Genomic DNA, 21,101 nt, shown 5'->3' with positions numbered 1-21,101 from the left:
ATACAGCGTTCAAGAGCACCTACCGAAACGCCACGGGGGCTGGAATAGCCCGATGGGAAACCGGTCAACGGGCAAGCGCCGGTTTCGATCCATGCCGAGGCCGGTTTTTTGGATATGGGCCATCGGGCTGCCTCAGGGACAGCCCGAGCCGCTCCCGTCGCAGGCTGGTTTAACGCGCCCGGCTTGAGAAGAACGAGATCAGCACCGGCAGGGTGATCAGGATCACCAGCGGCGCCAGCATCATGCCAGTGACGACGACAACCGCGAGCGGCTTCTGGACCTGAGACCCGATTCCCTCCGACAGCGCCGCCGGCAGCAGGCCGACGCCCGCAACGATGCAGGTCATGAGCACCGGCCGCAGTTGCAACTCGCCGGTCCGGATCACAGCCTTGATGCGCTCATAGCCCTCGTCGATCAGCTGATTGTATTGTGACAGGATCAGGATGCCGTCCATGACAGCAATGCCGAACAGCGCGATGAAGCCGATCGCCGCCGATACGCTGAACGGAATACCCGTGATCAGTAGACCGAGCACGCCGCCAAAGATCGCCATTGGGATCACACTCATGGCCAGCAGTGTGTCGGCCATCGAGCCAAAGTTGAACCAGAGCAGCACGCCGATCAGAGCGAGGCTGATCGGCACCACGATGGAAAGCCGTGCGATAGCGTCCTGAAGATTGCCGAACTCGCCGACCCATTCGGTCCGCGAGCCCGGCGGCAGTTGAACGAGCGCGGCGACCTTGTCCTGCGCTTCCTGAATGGCGCTGCCGAGATCGCGTTCGCGTACCGAGAACTTGATCGGCAGATAACGCTCCTGGTTCTCGCGATAGATATAGGCCGCACCGGAGACGAGATTGATCGACGCCACTTCACTTAGCGGGATCTGCGCGATCGTGCCGTTCGGACCGGGCGCGCCGATGCGCAAATTCTGAATCGCCTCAGCGCTACGGCGATATTCCGGCGCTAACCGCACCATGATCGGGAAATGCCGATCGCTGCCGGGCTCATAGAGATCGCCAGCGGAGTCGCCGCCGATCGCCACCTTGATGGTGGCGTTGATATCGCCGGGCGACAATCCGTAGCGCGCAGCCTTGGCGCGGTCGACGTCGATCTGGATGGTTGGCTGCCCCAGTGATGTGAACACGGCGAGATCCGTCACGCCCTGCACCGTCGACAGTACGGCCTTGATCTCGTTAGCGGTCTTGGTAAGTGCATCCAGATCGTTGCCGTAGAGCTTGATCGAGTTCTCGCCCTTCACGCCAGAGACGGCTTCAGAGACGTTGTCCTGCAGATATTGCGAGAAGTTGAACTCGACGCCGGGAAATTTCGTCTGCAGTTCCTTGAGCAGGCGCGCCGTCAGCGCATCCTTGTCCTGCGGCGCCGGCCATTCGGAGGCAGGCTTCAGCGGGGCGAAGAATTCCGCGTTAAACAAGCCAGCCGCGTCGGTGCCGTCATCGGGACGGCCATGCTGCGAGACGACGGATTCCACTTCGGGCTGCTGGCGGATCAGCCGGCGCATCTCGTTGACGTAAGTGTTGCCTTCCTGCAGCGAGATCGTCGGCGGCAGCGTGGCGCGGATCCAGAGATTGCCCTCTTCCAGCTTCGGCAGAAATTCCAGGCCGAGGAAACGCGCCATGAAGAAAGTCACCACGACGAGACCGATCGCAATGCCCAGTACGATCTTTCGGCTGGCGACCGCCCAGTGCAGTACCGGCATATAGAGGCGGTGCAGCTGGCGCATGATCCAGGTTTCGGTCTCATGGACATGCGCCGGCAGAATGATCGCGCTCAGCGCAGGCGTGATGGTGAATGTCGCGATCAGGCCACCGGCGAGCGCATAAGCGTAGGTCCGCGCCATCGGTCCAAAGATATTGCCTTCAACACCGGACAGCGTGAACAGCGGCAGGAACGCGGCGATGATGATCGCGGCGGCAAAGAAGATCGAGCGCGACACGTCAGCGGATGCGCTGAGGATGCCATGCTTCTTCATGCCCATGATGGTCTCGGGCGAGATGTGGCTGCGCTCCGCTTCGGAAAGCTCTGTGGTCTGGGTCAACCGTCTGAAGATGGCCTCCACCATAATGACCGTACCATCGACGATCAGGCCGAAATCGATGGCGCCCACCGATAGCAGGTTGGCGGATTCGCCGCGTAGCACCAGAATGATGACAGCGAAAAACAGGGCGAATGGAATAGTGGCGCCGACGATCAGCGCGCTGCGCAGGTTGCCGAGGAACATCCACTGCAGCAGCACGATCAGCAGGATGCCGACGACCATGTTGTGCAGCACCGTATGCGTGGTGGTGTCGATCAGGTCCTTGCGGTCATAGATGCGTTCGATCCGCACGCCGGGAGGCAGGATGCCTCCGCGATTGATCTGCTGCACCAGCTGTTCGACACGCGCGATGGTCGGTGAACTCTTCTCGCCGCGGCGCATCAGCACGATGCCCTGGACGATATCGTCCTCCTGATTGAGACCGGCAATGCCGAGGCGCGGCTTCTCGCCGACCGACACCGTGGCGACATCCTTGACCAGAACCGGATTGCCGTTGGTCTGGGAGATCATCGTATTGGAAAGGTCGTCGATCGAGCGAATGAGGCCGACGCCGCGCACCACGGCCGATTGCGCGCCGATATTCACGGTGTTGCCGCCGACATTGATATTGGCGTTGCCGACGGCGGTCAGCAGTTGCGGCAGCGTCAAGCCATAGGCAACGAGCTTGCTGAAGTCGACCTGGATCTCATAGGTTTTGGTCTTGCCACCCCAACCAATGACGTCGATGACCCCTGGTACCGCACGGAAGCGGCGCTGCATGATCCAATCTTGCAGGGTCTTGAGATCGAGTACGCTGTAGTTCGGCGGCCCCACCAGACGGTAACGGAAGATTTCACCCACCGCAGAGATGGGCGAGATCGTCGGCTGCGCATTGCCCGGCAAGGTCCCGAGCTGCGACAACCGGTTCAGGACTTGCTGCAATGCTTCGTCATAGGTGTAGTCGAACGAAAACTGCAATTTGACGTCGGAGAGACCGTAGAGCGAGATAGTGCGGATCGTTTTGAGGTTCTTGATGCCCGCGACCTGCGCTTCGATCGGAATCGTGATGTAGCGTTCGATTTCCTCGGCAGAGAGACCGTTGCTCTGGGTCACAATATCGACCATCGGCGGGGTCGGATCGGGATAGGCCTCGATATTCAGCTGATTGAAAGCAAACAGACCACCGATGAAAACGACGGCGAACATCGCCACCATCAGGAAGCGACGGTCGACGGCCAGAGCAACAAGACGATCCATCCAGATCGGACCTTTCAGAAGAGCCGAAGCTGGGGGTTAGCTGGCGGAGGCCGCGCGATCGATAAACAAGCTGCCTTTGGTGACGATGCGTTCGCCGGCTTTCAGGTTGCCATGGACCTCGACGAGATTGCCATTGGTCATACCGGTCTTGATCGTGCGCAGCTCGATGGTCTTGTCGTCATGCGCCACCCAAACGCGGACCTGATCGCCTTCATAGATCAGCGCCGTTTTCGGCACGCCTATCGTCGGCTGGTCGCCGGGCGCGTAGATCGTCACGGTGGTGAACATTTCGGGCTTCAGCAGACCGTTGCTGTTGTCCAGCGTGGCACGTACCAGCAGACGACGCGTCGCGGGATCGAGCGCAGTCGCGACATAGCTGATGCGGCCAGTGAGCACACGGCCCGGCAGCGCGAGTGCGGTGAAACTCATTTCCTGACCGATCTGTACGGCAGCAGCTTCGGTCTCGCGCACAAAGGCCGTGAGCCACACCGATGAGAGATCGCCGATCACGAAGACCGGATCGGCAGCGCCGGCGCTGATGTACTGGCCGGGACCGATCTTGCGCTGAACAACCGTGCCGGCAAGCGGCGCGTAGATCGTCGTTTCCGGATTGATGCGGCCCTTCTCCTGAAACGCCGTGATGGCATCTTCCGAGAGGCCAAGAATGCGCAGGCGATTGCGTGCGGCTTCGAGTGCCGTGTCGGCGGTGCGCAGATCGTTCTGTGCCTGCAGCAGCGTGGCCTGGCTCTGCTGATAGTCTTTCAGCGGCACAGCCTTGCCTTCGAACAGGTCGCGGGCACGCTTGTCCTGAATCTGTGCGAGATCGACTTGCGACTTCGCCTTGTTGAGAGCCGTGGTCGCGGCAACGAAATCATTCTGCGCACCGACAGTGTCGGCCGCTTCGATGACGAAGAGCGGCTGGCCCTTTTCGACGTGGTCGCCTGGTTTGGCGAGCAGCTTGGTGACGCGGCCGGCATAAGGTGAGAAGATCGGGGTCGAGCGGTCCTCATCGACGGCAATCTTGCCCTCGGTGACGTGTTCGGCGCGGAAGGCACGCACGGTGACCGGCTCGATGGTCAGGCTCGCCCATTCCGATGGGGAGGTCGTGTAGCGCTGCGGATTCTTCCGCGACTGGCTCGAAACGTCGGAATGCCCCTTCGACGGGGTGGACAGCCGCACGTAGCCGATGCCTGCGGCGACCAGCATGGCAGCAATGCAACCGCCCGCGATCAGGCGCTTTCCGCTAAACAGCTGAGATCGTTGATCTAAATTCGTCACTGTCCAGTCCTTGGTAGGAAACGCACTTATTCCGCGGCGATTTGTCCCATTCACGCGCTAATAGTGCGCATCTGGGCGTTCAGACAATCTAAAAACGCGTGTGCACTTACGAATCTTCGTTAAAATTTTGAAATCCTGCAAATGGGTTTCAATTACCGGACGGCCATACCGCCGGATGGCTGCCGAGGGGCATGGCCGGACGCGTCCACGATGCCGGGGTTCGCGATAACACGGCTGCATGACGGACCGCCGACAACTGGCCGAAGCCGGACGGCATATCCTCGGTAAAGGCTTTGACCATCTCACCCTTGAGGTCGTCGACCGCGAGACCTTCCGCGATTCTTCCCATATCCCACAGCCATTGACCGGTGCGGGCAAGAGAGACCTGCACGTGCCAGCTGCCGCCTTCACGCGCCTGACGTGCGCGGGCGATCATGGCGCCGAATGCCATTAAGTAGCCTGTGGCGTGATCGAGCATCTGGGCCGGCAATTCCTTCGGCCCGTCGACGCCGGCCGCCTGCCCTTCGGCATGGTTGAAGCCGGTCGCGCATTGGACAAGGGAGTCGAAGCCGCGGCGCCCGGCCCACGGCCCGGAACGGCCATAGGCGGAGAGCGAGACATAGACGATACCGGGACTGACACGGGCCGCCTCCTCCGGCGAGAAGCCGAGCGCCGCGAGCGATTGCGGGCGGTAGCCCTGCGAGAAGATATCCGCCTGCGCGAGCAATCCTCGCAAGGTGTCGCGCCCCTGCCCGCTCTGGAGATCCACGAAGCTCGAGAGCTTGCCGCGGCCGGTATCGATAGTGAGCCACGGGATCGCCGGCAGATCGGGGCTGGAGACCAGCATGACATCCGCGCCATGGGCCGCAAGCGTACGACCAGCGACGGGACCGGCGATAACGCGTGAGAGATCGAGTACGCGCAAACCGGCAAGCGGCCGGGCGCCGATCGGCCACAGCTTCGGTTCGGCGTCGCCAATCCGGGTGATCTCGACGAGCGGCAGTTCAGCAACGGCTTTGGCCTGCGGCAACGCCATCCATTCGTCATGGGATCGCATCAGCGCCACGACACCGCCGGCTGCATAGGCCGCAGTCTCGAAGGCTTCGCCGTTCCAGTGCATCAATGCCGCCTGCACCGCTTCACGCTCCGGCGCGCATGACAGCACTTGGCAGACAGCGTCGCGATGATGCGGGAAATTGGTATGCAGCCGGACGAACTTGCCGTCACCGGTCTTGTAGACACCGGCGATCGCATCCCAGGCGGGCGGCGGCGGATTACCGTCGCAGCGCAGATAGCGCTCGCTGCGGCATTCGACGATGGCGTGGCGCATATCGACAGAGACGGTCTGCGTCTGCCCGCTGCGTAGCCGCCAGATTTCGGCAGCCGCCATTCCGGCCGCAGCGATACTGACCTGAGCGGCTGCACCGACATGGAATGATGACGGCAATTGCGGCTCATTGCCGGTCAGCGCGACACGCTGGAGCGCCGCAATATCACTGCCAGCCTGCCTCCAGAGGTCGCCGAGCAGTTCACGAATGCCGTACATCAACGTCCTCCCCCTTTCCCACGCCACCGATTCAGCTCACGCTTCCAGGTGACCACATCCGTCATCGCATCATCTTGTACAAGCATGGAGGAGAGAGCATGGCCACCATCGATCCATTGACAGCCGGCGCCGTGGTGCTGGCCACGGCTGCCACCGACGCGGTCTATGTGATGTTCACCTCTGCGGTGGTGGCCCGTCGGCGCATCCCTGCGGCCACCTGGAGCAGCGTCTGGTATGTACTCTCGTCCTATGCCGTCATCAGCTATACCGAAAACTGGATGTATGTGGGTTTCGCCGCCGTCGGTTCATGGATCGGCGCCTATGCCACTATTACTTTCCTGCACCGGCCGCCCGGCGGACCGCCAGTCGGTGCATCACCTGAATAGGTAAGAACGGCTGAATGGTTTCTGAACGGCGCTTAATGGAAATCCCGCGAGCGCGGCAGGATCCGGACATTGCGCGGATGGCGAATGCGCTGGGCGGGATTGCCGGGATGCTCGCGGCGATCGTCATTGATCGGTTCCGGACCTGACAGCGCCTGCTGCGGTGTGCCGAGTGCATCATTGCCAAGGTGCTTCAGATCGTCCGAGCGATCGATCAGCCGTTCGGCGACGAGATGCACGACCTTTTCTGGACTACTCTGGATGCGCCCCTCGACCAGGATGAGTCTGGAACCCATGACCTCCCTGCGAAACTGCTCCATCACTTTCGGCCAGACCACGATATTGGCGATGCCGGTCTCGTCCTCCAGTGTCATGAAGACAACGCCATTGGCGCTGCCCGGCCGCTGCCGCACCAGCACGACGCCGGCACAACGCACGCGCCGTCTGTCATTGGCATCCACAATGCTCGCGCAGGTCACCACTTTTTCCCGCGTGAAATTCGCGCGCAAGAACTCCATCGGATGTCCCTTCAGTGACAGCCGGATAGTCTGATAATCGGCGACCACCTGTTCGGGCAAAGGCATCTCAGGCAGAGGCTTCGCATTCTCGTCCGGCTGCTCGCGCGCGGTCGCAACTTCGAACAACGGCAACGGCACATCATCGGGTAATCGCCTTACCGCCCATAGTGCGGCACGGCGATCGAGCCCGATCGAGCGAAATGCATCGGCATCGGCGAGCATGATCAGCGCGCGTTTTGGCAAAGCGGTATCGCGGGCGAAATCTTCCAGCGAGGTGAAAAGCTGTCGCTCTCGCGCGGCAACGATGCGCTTGCCCCAATCTTCTCCCGGCGGCTTGCCAGCTTTTTCACGTTCGCGCTCCTCATCCGGATCCGCCCATTTGAATCCATCGATCTGGCGAAAGCCGAGGCGAACAGCGCAATGCCTTCTGCTCCGTTCTTCCAGAGTATTCTGCGAATGGCTGAAGGACACGTCGATCTCGCGCACATCGACGCCGTTGTCGCGCGCATCACGCACGATCTGCGAAGGTGCATAAAACCCCATCGGCTGTGAGTTCAACAGCCCGCAGCAGAATGCATCCGGATGATAATGTTTCAGCCATGACGAGACATAGACAAGTTGCGCGAAGCTCGCCGCATGGCTCTCCGGAAAACCGTAGCTGCCAAAACCTTTGATTTGATCGAAGCAGCTCTGGGAAAATACCGGATCGTAGCCGCGGTCGACCATCTTGCCGACCATCTTCGCCTCGAACGTATGCATGGTGCCGACATTGCGGAACGTCGCCATGGCGCGGCGCAGACCATTGGCCTCTTCTGAAGTAAAATGTGCCGCTTGGATGGCAATGCGCATCGCCTGTTCCTGAAACAGTGGCACGCCAAGGGTCTTGTGCAGGACATTCTTCAGTTCGTCCTTGTTGCCCCCCTTCGGAAATGGATATTCGATATCATCAGGGTTCATCGCCCGCCGCTTGAGATAGGGATGCACCATGTTGCCCTGGATCGGGCCCGGGCGAACAATCGCGACTTCGATGACGAGATCGTAGAAGGTGCGCGGTTTCAGGCGCGGCAACATGTTCATCTGGGCACGACTCTCGACCTGGAATACGCCGAGGGATTCTCCCCGCTGAAGCATCTGGTAGACCGGATCATCATCCTTGGATTTGATGTCCTTGAGTTCGTAACGCTGTCCTTTGTGATAAGCGACCAGATCCAAACACTTCCGGATGCAAGTCAGCATGCCCAGCGCGAGCACGTCGACCTTCATCATCTTCATCGTGTCGACATCGTCCTTGTCCCATTCGATGAAGGTACGGTCATCCATCGCCGCATTGCCGATCGGCACATAGGTATCGAGCCGGTCCTGCGTCAGCACATAGCCGCCGACATGCTGCGACAGATGGCGCGGAAATTCGATCAGCTCGGTGGCAAGCTCGACTGCGCGCACGATCATCGGATTGGATGGATCGAGACCGGCCTGCTTGACCTGCATCTCGTTGAGACCCTTGCCCCAACTGCCCCAGACGGTGTCGGCCAGCGCCGAGGTGACGTCCTCGGTCAGCCCCAGCGCCTTGCCGACATCGCGGATTGCCGAGCGCGGCCGGTAGTGGATGACGGTGGCGATGATTGCCGCGCGATGACGGCCGTATCTTTTGTAGACATACTGCATCACCTCTTCGCGCCGGACGTGCTCGAAATCGACGTCGATGTCCGGCGGCTCAAGCCGTTCCTTGGAGATGAAGCGCTCGAACAGGAGATCAACCTCGGCGGGATTCACCGAGGTGATGTCGAGCATATAGCAAACCGCTGAATTGGCCGCCGAGCCCCGCCCCTGACACAGGATCTTCTGGCTGCGCGCATAGCGAACGATGTCATGCACGGTCAGGAAGTAATGCGCGTAACCGAGCTCGGCGATGAGCGCGAGCTCCTTGCGCAATGTGGCTTCGAGTGTCTCATCGACACTGTTCGGGAAATGCCGGGCATATCCTTCCCAGGTCAGATCCGCGAGATGCTGCTGCGCGGTCTTTCCCGGCGGGACCGGTTCGTCGGGATATTGGTATTGGAGTTGGTTCAATGAAAACGTGATGCGATCGGCAAAACGGATGGTTTCACGGATCGCATCGGGATAATCACGAAACAGTCTGACCATCTCGGCCGCTGACTTGAGATGCCGTTCGGCATTCATTTCCAGCACCCGGCCAGCCTGCTCGATGGTGGTCTTCTCGCGAATACAACTGACCACGTCCTGCAGGATGCGGCGATTTGGCGTGTGATAGAGCACATCATTGGTAGCAATCAGGGGCACGCGCGCAGTGGCTGCGATGCGCTGCAACTTGGCTAGACGGCGTTTGTCATCACCCCGATGAAACGGACTGGCGCCGAGCCATACACCGCCTGTCGAAAATTGAGACAGTGCATCGAACGTGCGAAGGACAAGGTTGCTGTCAATACGATAGGCCGGCATCAAAACAAGCAGCAGCCCTTCGCTAAAGTCAGCGAGATCGCCGAGCTGCAACAGGCATTCACCCTTGTTGCCGCGCAGCTTGCCCATGCTCAGTAGCCGGCACAGTCGACCATAGGCAGCGCGGTCGCACGGATAGGCAAGGATGTCAGGCGTGCCGTCATTGAAGACCAGCCGTGTGCCGATCAGAAGCTTCGGTTTGTAGACAAGATCCTTGTGGTCCAGCTCGGCAAAGGCACGCACCACACCGGCCATGGTGTTGTGATCGGCAATGCCGATGGCATAAAGCCGCTCGGCACTGGCCAGATGCACATAGTTCTGCGGATGCGACGCGCCGCGCAGGAACGAAAAATTGCTGGTAACACCAATCTCGGCATAATCAGGCGCGCCGACGCCGCCCGTGCTCATGCGAACAGTCCATGCACGAACCATTGCGGCGAAACGGCTTGATCGTCCGCGTCTCTGATCTCACCATAAAGCCCGTCGCGGAAGAGCCAGAAACGTTGACCTGCCTCATCCTCGACGCGAAAGTAATCGCGCGTGGGCTTCGCTTCCTGCGAACGCCACCACTCCATCGACACACGCTCCGGACCTTCCACATGAACGACATTGTGAGAGACGCGTCGCCAGGTGAACTTCTTCGGTGGCTTGTCTGGAAACTCCGCAAGCGGGACGTCGATCAGTTCGGGCTGCTCGAACAACCGTAACGGCCGCAAAGGCGGTTCGTCTTCACGCGCCTGCCATGCTGCCTGCATGGCGGCAGCCAGATGATGCTGTGCCGGTACCCCCAGCATCGCGCGTTCGGGAATGTGGCTCTCGACAGGCAGATAAACCAGCACACGGCGAGGACCAATCCGCGCGGCGATACGGTCGATCAGGTCGGCCAGTTCGTCATTGGCGTGAACATTGGCATCGAGGTCGCGCTGCTGCTGTACGACAATCTCGGTGCGGCTGGCCGACAGGCGGATCATATCGAAACCGAAACCGGGATCGAGCGGATCGGCAATCGCGTCCAGTCGCTCGCGGAACAACCGGTCGATCACCTCGCCTTTGGTCACCGGCAGGCCGGTTTCCGCGGTGATCACGCGCACCGCGCCGTCGGTGCGAAAGAACGCCGCTTCCAGCCGCCGCGCGCCCTTGCCCTGCCTGTCCATCGCATCGATCAGCGTGCGTGCCAGCTTGGCCAGTGTCAGCGTAATCACGCCATCGGTGGCAATCGGTTCGGCGAAGCGTTGCTCGACGATATAATCCGGCAGCGGCTTGCGCGGCGAGATCGGTGCATCGCTTTGCCCCAGCGCCTGTTCTAGCAGCGTCGTGAATTCCGCGCCGAAACGTGCGGTGATTTCGGGGCGCGAGCGCGAGGCGACATCGCCGATGGTCTTCAAGCCGGCGCGGCGCAATCCGCGGGTGATCGCCTCATCGGCGCCGAGCGTGAACAGCGGCAGCGGCGTCACTGCCTTGGCCTCCTCGCCCGCGGCGATGATCCGGCCATGTGCATATCGACTGAGCGTGCGCGCGCATGTCGATGTCCCCGCAATCGCTGCACTGACAATAAAACCCTGCCGCGACAGCGCCGCGCAGAGCTGCTCCATCAGTGCGGCCTCGCCACCGAACAGATGGGCACAGCCGGTGATGTCGAGAAACAGGCCATGCGGCAGATCCAGCGCTACCAGTGGCGTGAAGCGGTCGCACCAATCGGCGATGTCGGTCAGTACCTGCATATCGGCGACAGGATCAGCATCGAACACATGAATGTCCGGACAGACCGCACGGGCATTGGCGAGCGGCAGACCTGGTTCAAGGCCGAGCTTCGCCGCGGCATCGTCCAGCGCGGAAATCTGCAGCGCATTGCTTTGCTTGGCGACGACGATACTTGCTTGCAGATTAGCTGGCGCGCCGTTGCGCGCGAGCTGACGTTTGATGCGATCGGTTGGCAGGCGCGGCAGCCACAGGCTGAGGATGCGCCGATGTGTCACGGAAAACGCACTCATCACACTTCCATTCCATGATCCATTGCCCGTTCGGGCCGTGGCGATTTCGAACCAGTTGCACGTCGAGCATGGGCACGCCCCATGATTGCCAGGGCCTGAATGGCGGCGAATGCGCGGAGCGGATGATCCAGCGCGTCTCTGCCGTACTCGAGACCGGAACGCCTGCAGTCCGCAGCAACAGGCACGTGACGCCCGAGCCGCGCGCCGCCAGCGTGAGCTTGCGGCTGGCGACGAGGTCGAACTGCTTGCTGTCGCCCCAGGTTTCCAGCACGACGCTGCCCAGCGCATCGCAGGCCAGCGCATCAGCCGTGGTCCGCAATGCCGTCTCGACATCGGGCGCGCGCACGGTGACCAGCAGGCGCGGATCGAGGCCGAGCTCACGCCAGCCGCTCATGGCCAGCGCGCCGCATTCGCGTTCGGAGAAATCCTGCCGGATCCACAGCAGCGGCCGCTTTGCCGAGACACGGTGCGCGAGGCCGGCGACAAAGCCCGTGGCCGCCGCGCTGTGACGACCTTCGGCGAATACCTCATGCATGGTGCCACGCGCGAGGCCGCCTTGCAGCGCCGCGTCCGCCTCGGCATGGCCGAGCGACACGCGATCCGGCGCATAGGTATCGCTGTGGGTCTCGATGCGTTCGATGCTGCCGCGCAATTGCGCGAGCGTGGTCATGCGTGCGCCGGTCATGCGCCGCTCCTCGAAATTGTTTCGCCGTGGCGGGTTTTTAGTGAACCCATTGCCGGCCCATTTGTTCATGATATGTTCTAATATAAAGCTAAGATGGCAAGCCGAGTCAATCGGGATCATCAGCCACTTTTTTAGCGTTTGGAATCAAAGGGATTTTTGAACATGGACGTGAAGCGCAAGCTGGAGATCCTGGCGGATGCCGCGAAATACGACGCGTCCTGTGCGTCCAGCGGTACCGAGAAACGGGACTCCCGCGACGGCAAAGGCATCGGCTCGACCGACGCAGGCATGGGGATCTGTCATTCCTATGCGCCGGACGGCCGCTGCATCTCGCTGCTGAAGATCCTGCTCACCAATGCCTGCAATTACGATTGCCTTTATTGCGTCAACCGGGCCTCCAGCAATGTGACGCGCGCCCGCTTCACCGTGGACGAAGTGGTGCAACTGACACTGGATTTCTACCGGCGCAATTACATCGAGGGACTGTTTCTCTCATCGGGCATCATCCGCAGCGCCGATTACACGATGGAACAGGTTGTCGCCGTCGCGCGGAAACTGCGCGAGGAGCATCACTTCCGCGGCTATATCCATCTCAAGACCATTCCGGAAGCTGACGACGCGCTGATCACCGAGGCCGGCACATATGCCGACCGCCTCTCCATCAATATCGAGGTGCCCGAGGAAGACAGCCTCGCAAAGCTGGCGCCGGAGAAAGACGTCCGTGCCATTCGTCGCACCATGGGGCGATTGCGGTTGAAACTCGATGAGGCCCGCGAAGGACGCAAGCCGACGCCGCGCGGCAAAGTCGGGCCGCGTTTTGCGCCGGCCGGCCAGAGCACGCAGATGATCGTCGGCGCCGACAGCGCCAATGATTCAACCATCATCCGCACCTCGGCCAATCTGTACGGGTCCTACAATCTGAAGCGCGTCTATTACTCCGCCTTCAGCCCGATCCCCGATGCCAGCCGCGCACTGCCGCTGCGCGCCCCGCCGCTGATCCGCGAGCATCGGCTGTATCAGGCCGACTGGCTGATGCGCTTCTATGGCTTCGAGGCCGACGAGATCGTCGATGACAATGACGGCATGCTGTCGCTGGACATGGACCCGAAACTCGCCTGGGCGCTGCGACACCGCGACCGCTTCCCGCTCGATGTCAACCGCGCCAGCCGCGAAGACCTTTTGCGCGTGCCCGGTTTCGGCGCCAAGGCCGTGCAGCGGATCATCGAAACGCGCCGCATCTCGTCGATCCGCGTCGGCGACCTCGCCCGGCTGCATATTCCGCGGAACAAGGCACTGCCTTTCATCGTTCTTCCGGATCATCGCCCGGCCGTGAATTTGCTGGACGGCGCGAAGCTGGCGCAGCGTTTCAAGCCGAAGGCGACGCAATTGGGATTTGGGTTCTAGAATTTCATTTCAGGAGACCCGATGCACACCATAGTGCTGGAGAGCGACACCGACTTTAAAGGCTGGCGCAAGGCGGCACGCAAACTGGCGCTCAACGACATTGCTCCCACTGACGTGACATGGACGGTTGCAGGCGCCGAGCCTGAATTGTTCTCCGCCTCGCCGGCAACGTCGCTATCCGACGCTGCAAAAGGCACGTTCAACGTTCCGGCCAAATTCGTCGAACTCGCCGAAACTGCGATCCTGCATCGCGATCCCGAACGCTTCGCCCTGCTCTATCGCCTCCTGTGGCGGCTGCGCGACAATCCCGATCTGATCCACGTCGCGATCGATTCCGACATCGCTAAATTGCAGGCGATGGCCAAGGCTGTCCGGCGCGACGAACACAAGATGCATGCTTTCGTGCGGTTTCGCGAAATCGGCCGTGAGCCGAAGTCGCATTTCGTCGCCTGGTTCGAGCCCGAACATCACATCGTCGAACTCGCCGCGCCGTTCTTCGCGCGGCGCTTCGCCGACATGGCATGGTCGATCCTGACGCCGGATCTCTGCGCACATTGGGACGGCCACGCGATTTCCATCACGCCCGGCGTCAGCAAAGCCGATGCGCCGACCAAGGATCGGCTCGAAGAGGTATGGCTGACCTATTACGCCAACATCTTCAATCCGGCGCGGTTGAAGACCAAGGCGATGCAGAACGAGATGCCGAAGAAATACTGGCGCAACCTGCCCGAAGCCGCGCTGATCAAGCCCCTGATCGCGCAAGCTGAACGCATCACAGGTGACATGATCGCGGCTGAAGCCAGCGCGCCCAAGAAACCACAACGTCGGGAGGAAACCATGGTCAAGTCGCATGCGACCAAAACGGCCGAACATAGCGGGAAGGAAAGTCTTGCCGCATTGCGCGACGAAGCCGCCGATTGCCGTGCCTGCCATTTGTGGAAAGACGCGACGCAGACTGTATTTGGCGAGGGACCACAACATGCGTCGGTGATGATGGTCGGCGAACAGCCCGGCGACAAGGAAGACCTTGCCGGCAAGCCATTCGTCGGACCAGCCGGACAGATGCTCGACAAGGCGCTGAAGGAATCCGGCATTGTCAGAGACAAAGTCTATGTCACCAATGCCGTAAAGCATTTCAAATTCGTGCCGCGCGGAAAATTCCGTCTGCACCAGAAGCCGGCAACGCCGGAAATCAAGGCGTGCCGTCCCTGGTATGAGCGCGAAAAAGCGTCCGTGAAACCCGAGCTCGTCGTCGCGATGGGCGCGACAGCCGCGCAAAGCGTGCTCGGCAAGATCACGCCGATCGGCAAGACGCGTGGCCAGATCATCGAGGCTGATGATGGCACACAGGTTCTCGTGACCGTGCATCCATCCTATCTGCTACGACTGCCCGACGAGGATGCCAAGGCGCGCGAATATGCGCACTTCGTCGACGATCTGCGGATCGTCGCCGCGCATCTCGGTAAATCAGCGCGCGCAGCCTGACGGTCAAATCACAAATTCACGCATTACACGCCGCGTGTCCATCTCGAATTCGAGATCGACCACCGGCGGCCGCGCAAAATGCCAGGTCATGCCCTGCCGTGACGCACCGCGCTTAACCAATTCATTGGCCACCACGGGATGGAAATCCTGTACCGTGTAGATCTGCGTCGCAGTCGTGTCCTTCCACGAGAAGCCGAATTCGCCCAGACGCTCCTCCATATTGCTCATGGTCATCCTCGTTTTCTCCCGGAATGCGTCCAGCGAGGTCTCGCGATAGCGCGTGATGCGCTCGGGATATGTTCCGGGACCACCGCGCGCATCAGCACCACCCGCAATCACGAAAGTCGGCTTGGCACCGAGCGACGGCCGCGTGAACGAGAACGCGTAAAACGACGGTTCACTCGGCGGATCGATCTCGAGGCACACATTGCTGCGCGCGACGGGATTGTTCGTGCCGTCGAAGATGCCCCATTCAGCAAGCGTCTTGACATAGTGCTCGTTGAATGTCCGGAAGCCAGCTTCGTCGACCACTGCAGGCGAGCGCAGTTCGCAGGCGCAGAACGATGTCAGCGGGCGATCCGCCGCGAGAATGTAATCGGCAATACGCGCAAACCCATCGGCCAATGGCAGCCACGTGTCGAAACGAACGCGCTCGATCTCGAAATCCGCATTGGCGGCAACGCCGCTGGAATACTGAAAAACTGCGGGAATATAGCGATAATTGCCGGCCGGAAAATCGCGCGTCATGGGATGGGTCCTGTGGAGGCCATGCGGGCCGCCAAAAGATAATGGCGGATCGCATGAAGCGATCCGCCATCCAACCTCAAACCATGTGGCGCCGCAAGCTCAGCTTCGCAAGGCCGCGTCCGTGCGATCAGGCCGTCCGCGTATGCTCCAGATCGAATTCCTCGATCTGCTTGGCGCGCTCCGTCTCTTTGCCGGCGCGGTGATCGGTGGCGATGGCCACGTAAACCGCGGGCAGCACGAACAACGTGAACAGCGTGCCGATCATCATGCCGGAGACGACGACGAGGCCGATCGAGAAGCGGCTGGCTGCACCAGCACCCGCCGCGGTGAGCAACGGCAACAGGCCGGTGACCATCGCGGCCGTGGTCATCAGGATCGGACGCAGACGCACGCGGGCAGCCATCTCGATGGCCGAACGACGATCGAGACCTTCCTTGAGCTGCAGTTCGTTGGCGAACTCCACCATCAGGATGCCGTGCTTCGAGATCAGACCGACCAGCGTCAGCAAGCCGACCTGGGTGTAGATGTTGATCGTCGCCATGCCGAAGAACAGCGGGATCAACGCGCCCAGGATCGCCATCGGCACCGTAATCATGATCACGAGCGGATCGCGCAGACTTTCGAACTGCGCTGCCAGCACCAGGAAGATGATGATCAGCGCGAAGCCGAACGCCACCGCGAGCTGGTTGCCTTCCTGCACATATTGTCGGCTGTCGGCGAGGTAGTCATGATTGAAGCCCGACGGCAGTTGCTTGGCGGCCCCCTCAAGGAAGTCGACCGCCTGCCCCACTGTCACGCCGGGCATCGGCACCGCCTGGAAGGTCGCCGAATTCAGCTGGTTGTAGTGCGACAGCGCGTTCGGATTGGTGCCCGTTTCGACCTTCACCAGCGTCGATAACGGCACCTGCTGACCCGTGATCGTCGGCACATAGTAGTTCGCCAGCGAATCCTGCGAGAGCCGCATGCCGCGCGGCACCTGCGGGATCACCTGATAGGAGCGCCCCTCGAGGTTGAAGCGGTTGGTGTAGTTGCCGCCGAGCAGCGTCGCCAGCGTATTGCCGATGCTCGACATCGTAATGCCGAGGTCGTTGGCCTTGGAGCGATCGATGGAGACGCGCACCACCGGCTGATTGAAATCGAGATCGCTGTCGCTGACGATGAACAGGCCGCTCTTGCGCGCGGTCTCCTTCAACTTGACCATCTCTTCATAGACCGACTGGAAACCGTTGGTCGAGCTGATCACCATCTGGATCGGCAGACCGCCGGGACCGCCCGGCAGCGCCGGAAGGTTGAATGCGAAGGCGTTGACCCCCTCGATCTTGCTGAGTTCGGCCTGCACCAGCGGCTTCAGCTGCGTGGACGAACGCTTGCGCTCGTCCCACGGCTTCAGCAGCATGCCGGCGATACCGTTGCTCGGACCGTTGGTGCCGTTGATGATGAAGCGCAGATCGGTTTCCGGGAACTTCTTGAACGCCTCGTCCATGCGGTCGCCATAGAAATCCGCGTAGTCGATGTTGGCGTATTTCGGTGCCTTGGTCACCGCAAACAGAATGCCCTGATCTTCCTCGGGCGCCAGCTCCTTCGACGTATTCATGTACATGAAGCCGACGAGACCGAGGATCACAACGGCGAACATGGCCGTGATGGGGCGATAGTCCAGCGAACGATCGAGCTGCCGGCCATACCAGCGCGTGGTTGCGCCGAACACCTTGTCCACCTTCTTGGCGAACCAGCCCGGCTCTTCCTGCTTCAACAGCACCGAGCACATCATCGGTGACAGCGTCAGCGCGATAACGCCGGATACGATCACCGAGCCCGCCAGCGTGAAGGCGAATTCGCGGAACAGCGCACCGGTCAAACCGCCGATGAAGCCGATCGGCGCATACACCGCCGCCAGCGTGATGGTCATGGAGATGACCGGACCAACGATCTCGCGCGCGCCTTCCAGCGACGCCTGCACCGGCGATTTGCCCTCCTCGAGATGGCGGTGGATGTTCTCCACCACCACGATGGCGTCGTCGACCACGAGGCCGATGGCGAGCACCATCGCCAGCAAGGTCAGCAGATTGATGCTGAAGCCCATGACGAGCATGAGGCTGCAGACGCCGACCAGCGACAGCGGAATCGTCACCACCGGAATGATGACCGAGCGGAACGAAGCCAGGAACAGGAAGATCACCACGATCACGATGCCGACGGCTTCGATCAGCGTGTTCTGAACTTCCTCGATCGACGACGTGATGAACTTGGTGGAGTCGTAGGCGACCTTCATCTTCAGCGATGGCGGCAGGTTACGCTCGAGTTCGGGAAACAGCGCGCGCACGCCCTTGACGATGTTGAGCGGATTGCCGAGCGGCGTCGCCTGCACGCCGATAAAGATCGCGCGCTCGCCACTAAACGCCACGCTCGCGTCCGTACTCTGCGCGGCAAGCTCGATGGTGGCGATATCCTCCATACGGACAAAGCCGCCGTCCTTGGCTTTCACCGTCATGCGCTTGAATTGCTCGACGTTCTGCAGGTCGGTATTCGCCGTCACATTGGAGACGATGTAATAGCCCTTGGTCTGACCGGCTGCCGCCTGGAAGTTATTGGCGCGGATCGCCGCAGCGACATCGTCCGGAGATACCCCGCGGCCCTGCATGCGTAGCGGATCGAGCCACAGGCGCATGGCGAAGGTCTGACCGCCGAGGATTTCGGCCGATGCCACGCCGTCCACAGTCGACAGGATCGGCTGCACCGCGCGCGTCAGGTAGTCGGAGATCGCCGAGCCGGACAGTTCCTCACTGGAGAAGCCGAGATACATCACCGCCGTCGTCGACCCCGTGGACTTCAGAATGACGGGGTCATTCGCTTCGCGCGGGATCAGATATTTGACCGAATTGACCTTCGACAGCACTTCGGTGAGAGCGGCATTGGGATCGACGTTGAGCTTGATATAGACCGAGATCAGGCTCTGGCCCTGCGTCGATGCTGACGTCATGTAGTCGATGCCTTCAGCAGCCGCGACGGCCTGCTCGATCGGCGTGGTGATAAAGCCCTGCATCAGGTCCGGCGACGCGCCGGGATATACCGTGGTGACGGTGATCACGGTATTCGACAGTTTCGGATACTGACGGATCGGCAGGCTGGTTGCAGCCTTGAAACCGATCAGCAGGATCAGCAGGCTGACGACCAGCGCCAGCACCGGGCGCTTGATGAAGATATCCGTGAAGACCATTGCGGTCGCTCCGTCATCGGCACCGTCTGCCAGCCATCACAGGCCGCGCGACGATGCGAGAAAATTCATTCAGATGAACCGGGACGGACCGCATGTCGCGGCCCGTCCATCGGGTTTCAGTTCAGCGGCGGCTTCGCCGGAATCTGCGGCAATGGATCGGTCGAGATCGACACCAGCGCGCCGGACTGCAACTTGAGCTGTCCGACCGCCACGACGCGATCGCCGGCTTTCAGGCCCTGCGTGATCACCGCACGGCCATCGATGCGATCGCCAGTGCGCACGAAGGTACGCACCGCCGAGAGCTCGGTCTTGCCATCGTCGGTCTTCTTTTCGGTGATCAGGTAAACCGAGTCACCATAGAGCGTGTAGTCGACTGCGGTTTCCGGCACGGTGATCACAGCCGGTTTGTCCGGCAGCACGACGGTCGTGGTCGCGAACATGCCCGGCTTCAGAATGCCTTCCGGATTCTGCAGCGTCGCCTGAACACGAATGTTGCGCGTATCCGCGCTGATCTGCGGCTCGATCGTGGTGATCTTGCCCTCGAACTTGCGGCCCGGATAAGCGTCCACCGAAATGCGCACAGCCTGACCGACCTGCAGCTTGCCGGAGTCTTTTTCCGTGACCGTGAAGTTGTTGTAGACGGCGGACAGATCAGTGAGCGACACGATCTGCGTGCCGGCCGTCAGGTACTGGCCGACCTCGACCCGACGCGTGCCGAGCACGCCGTCGAACGGCGCGCGCACCTGCTTCTGCGAAATCACCGCTTCGGTCTTGGCGATATTGGCCTGCGCCTGATCATACGCCGCCTGCGTGGTGTCGACGGTGGCCTGCGGACCAACCTGACGCTCGGCGAGCTGTTTGGCGCGGTCGAGATTGATGCGCGCCACGGTGGCAGCCGCCTTGAAGTTGGCGAGGTCGCCCTGGTCCGGTCCATCGAACAGTTGCACCAGCGGCTGGCCGGCCTTGACGGTCGCGCCCGCGGTGAACTGGATGTCGGTAATGCGGCCGTTGACGTCGGAGGTGACGTTGACCTGATGCACAGCGGCGAGATCGCCGACGGCGCTGATCAGGTTGGGCACCACTTCGGACTTGGCATCCGCAACACTCACCACAGTCGGCGGCGGCTTCATGGTGGCGAAGAACTGCTTGATCATGTGGGCGCGGAACGCGTTGAAGCCCACCAGGCCGCCCACCAGGATCGCCAGCAGGATGCCGACGATGATGAACCAACGCACCATCCGCGGACGCGGACGGGGCTTCTCGACAGTCGCACGCGGCGCCGTAGTGCTGTTGGGTTCGGTCGTGAGTGTCATGTCATGCGCTTTCTGTCGTAGTCGCTGGCACCAGGTACGCCGGAAGCTCGCGATCGATATACGTCGCGATCGCCGTGTCTTTCAGTCCGATACCGCGGAGAATAAACTCACAAAGTTGCCGCTCGTTGTCGGCGGTGCTGGCATAAGGCAAACAGGGAACCGAGGGAAGGCGCGATAATGCCGCCATCATCGCGGTGTTGTGCGCAAACCAGAAAAGCCCCATCGGCTCTTTTCCGATCCGAACCGCGTCGTTTGTCCGGACAGCGTGTTCAAGTGACGCTGTAAAGGTCGGGCCAATCAGTTCGCCGATCTTGTCAAACAGCAGCCGGGCGAATTCGCCGTCCTGCAACTGGCTGATGACCATTAGCCGCAGGCGCTGCGCCTCTTCATGATCGGGATCGGGATCGCGCGGAATGTCGAGGAAATGTCTGACCATGCCGCGAATCAGAATCACCAGCGTCTCGGTCGACGGCGGCAGACCGAGAAGCTTGTTCAGTCCGGGGTCGGCTTCGCATTCCTCCGCCAGGATCTCGGCATAGAGCGCCGACTTGGTCGGGAAGTGCTTGAACAGCAAGCCTTCCGAAATCGACGCTGCAGCCGCCACGCTCTTGGTCGTGGTGCCGGCAAATCCATTGCGCGCAAAGCATCGCTTCGCCGCGCTGAGGATCAGCTCGCGCCTGAGGTCATGGGTCATTCGAAGTGTGCTCATAGCGTCGTGAGTAAGCACTCACCCAGGTTTCTGTCAACAAAATGGTGCGCCGCGTCAGGAGAATGACTGCAGGTGG

Annotated in this window: 13 protein-coding genes; 3 read left to right on the top strand and 10 right to left on the bottom strand. The window is 61.1% G+C overall.

The window, feature by feature from the left end:
• Positions 1 to 169: 169 nt before the first annotated feature.
• The 3 genes from AB8A50_RS01990 to AB8A50_RS01980 all read right to left on the bottom strand — a co-directional run bounded on the left by AB8A50_RS01990 (position 170) and on the right by AB8A50_RS01980 (position 6,116).
• Positions 170 to 3,292, bottom strand: a complete 3,123-nt coding sequence (locus AB8A50_RS01990; protein WP_439076581.1) for an efflux RND transporter permease subunit — start codon at positions 3,290 to 3,292, stop codon at positions 170 to 172.
• 36 nt (positions 3,293 to 3,328) lie between these two features.
• A complete protein-coding gene (locus AB8A50_RS01985) occupies positions 3,329 to 4,498 on the bottom strand; it encodes an efflux RND transporter periplasmic adaptor subunit (RefSeq protein WP_089266974.1) in 1,170 nt (389 codons plus the stop codon).
• Positions 4,499 to 4,718: 220 nt separating this feature from the next.
• Positions 4,719 to 6,116, bottom strand: a complete 1,398-nt coding sequence (locus tag AB8A50_RS01980; RefSeq protein ID WP_439076580.1) for a CoA transferase — start codon at positions 6,114 to 6,116, stop codon at positions 4,719 to 4,721.
• Between the two features lie 98 nt (positions 6,117 to 6,214).
• Between AB8A50_RS01980 and AB8A50_RS01975 the strand changes: the two genes are divergently transcribed.
• Positions 6,215 to 6,502: a hypothetical protein gene (locus AB8A50_RS01975; RefSeq protein WP_089266972.1), complete on the top strand. Its 288-nt coding sequence runs from the start codon at positions 6,215 to 6,217 to the stop codon at positions 6,500 to 6,502.
• A gap of 32 nt (positions 6,503 to 6,534) precedes the next feature.
• On the opposite strand, the gene AB8A50_RS01970 is transcribed toward AB8A50_RS01975, so the two are convergent.
• The 3 genes from AB8A50_RS01970 to AB8A50_RS01960 are packed head-to-tail and all read right to left on the bottom strand — an operon-like array spanning position 6,535 to position 12,150.
• Positions 6,535 to 9,882: an error-prone DNA polymerase gene (locus AB8A50_RS01970; RefSeq protein WP_439076578.1), complete on the bottom strand. Its 3,348-nt coding sequence runs from the start codon at positions 9,880 to 9,882 to the stop codon at positions 6,535 to 6,537.
• On the bottom strand, positions 9,879 to 11,465 hold the full coding sequence (locus AB8A50_RS01965) for a Y-family DNA polymerase (protein WP_439076577.1): 1,587 nt from the start codon (positions 11,463 to 11,465) through the stop codon (positions 9,879 to 9,881). The genes AB8A50_RS01970 and AB8A50_RS01965 overlap by 4 nt, the downstream gene beginning before the upstream one ends.
• Complete coding sequence (locus tag AB8A50_RS01960) at positions 11,359 to 12,150, bottom strand: ImuA family protein (protein ID WP_175366676.1); 792 nt, start codon at positions 12,148 to 12,150, stop codon at positions 11,359 to 11,361. Before AB8A50_RS01960 ends, AB8A50_RS01965 begins: the two co-directional genes overlap by 107 nt.
• Before the next feature lie 162 nt (positions 12,151 to 12,312).
• Between AB8A50_RS01960 and AB8A50_RS01955 the strand changes: the two genes are divergently transcribed.
• Positions 12,313 to 13,554, top strand: a complete 1,242-nt coding sequence (locus AB8A50_RS01955) for a putative DNA modification/repair radical SAM protein (protein ID WP_439076576.1) — start codon at positions 12,313 to 12,315, stop codon at positions 13,552 to 13,554.
• A gap of 21 nt (positions 13,555 to 13,575) precedes the next feature.
• Entirely contained in the window at positions 13,576 to 15,039 is a 1,464-nt protein-coding gene (locus tag AB8A50_RS01950) for a UdgX family uracil-DNA binding protein (RefSeq protein WP_439076575.1), read from the top strand.
• Positions 15,040 to 15,042: 3 nt separating this feature from the next.
• On the opposite strand, the gene cnbZ is transcribed toward AB8A50_RS01950, so the two are convergent.
• The 4 genes from cnbZ to AB8A50_RS01930 form a co-directional block, all read right to left on the bottom strand.
• Positions 15,043 to 15,786, bottom strand: coding sequence for a 2-amino-5-chloromuconate deaminase CnbZ (gene cnbZ, locus AB8A50_RS01945; protein ID WP_439076574.1), 744 nt, complete (start codon positions 15,784 to 15,786; stop codon positions 15,043 to 15,045).
• 127 nt (positions 15,787 to 15,913) lie between these two features.
• Entirely contained in the window at positions 15,914 to 19,003 is a 3,090-nt protein-coding gene (locus tag AB8A50_RS01940) for a MexW/MexI family multidrug efflux RND transporter permease subunit (protein WP_093761901.1), read from the bottom strand.
• Positions 19,004 to 19,119: 116 nt separating this feature from the next.
• On the bottom strand, positions 19,120 to 20,316 hold the full coding sequence (locus tag AB8A50_RS01935) for an efflux RND transporter periplasmic adaptor subunit (RefSeq protein WP_089266964.1): 1,197 nt from the start codon (positions 20,314 to 20,316) through the stop codon (positions 19,120 to 19,122).
• A gap of 1 nt (position 20,317) precedes the next feature.
• Positions 20,318 to 21,025 (bottom strand): TetR/AcrR family transcriptional regulator, encoded by a 708-nt coding sequence (locus tag AB8A50_RS01930; protein WP_439076572.1) that lies wholly within the window; start codon positions 21,023 to 21,025, stop codon positions 20,318 to 20,320.
• Between the last annotated feature and the right edge of the window lie 76 nt (positions 21,026 to 21,101).

The organism is Tardiphaga sp. 841_E9_N1_2, assembly GCF_051811065.1.
GTDB lineage: Bacteria > Pseudomonadota > Alphaproteobacteria > Rhizobiales > Xanthobacteraceae > Tardiphaga > Tardiphaga robiniae.
This window is presented reverse-complemented; position numbering and strand designations above follow the sequence as displayed.